The organism is Burkholderia sp. RS01 (genome assembly GCF_039748055.1).
GTDB lineage: Bacteria > Actinomycetota > Actinomycetes > Actinomycetales > Micrococcaceae > Arthrobacter.
Genome location: NZ_JBDLAK010000064.1, coordinates 1 through 419, shown reverse-complemented (window position 1 = coordinate 419; position 419 = coordinate 1). Strand labels below are relative to the sequence as shown.

At 67.3% G+C, this 419-nt stretch carries 1 protein-coding gene; it reads left to right on the top strand.

The features are described from left to right. The coding region (locus ABFP37_RS22535) for a radical SAM protein (protein ID WP_347035038.1) at positions 1-419 on the top strand (419 nt) is incomplete at both ends.

The window sequence follows — 419 nt, the reverse complement described above, 5'->3', positions numbered from 1 at the left end:
TTCCTGATCGGCGGCTCCGAATGCACCCGGCGCTGCGATTTCTGCCAGATCGACACCGGCAAGCCCTCCCCGGTGGACGTCTTCGAACCCACCAAGGTGGCCCGCTCGGTCCAGGCCATGCAGCTGCGCTACGCCACCGTGACCGGCGTGGCCCGTGACGACCTCGCCGACGAGGGCGTCTGGCTCTACGCCGAAACGGTCCGCAAGATCCACGAGCTGAACCCGGGCACCGGCGTCGAACTGCTGATCCCGGACTTCTCCGGCAAGCCCGAGCACATCGAGGCGATCTGCGATTCCAAGCCCGAGGTCTTCGCCCACAACGTCGAGACCGTGCCGCGGATCTTCAAGCGGATCCGCCCCGCGTTCCGCTACGACCGGTCCCTGGACGTCATCACCCAGGGCCGGAACCTGGGCATGGT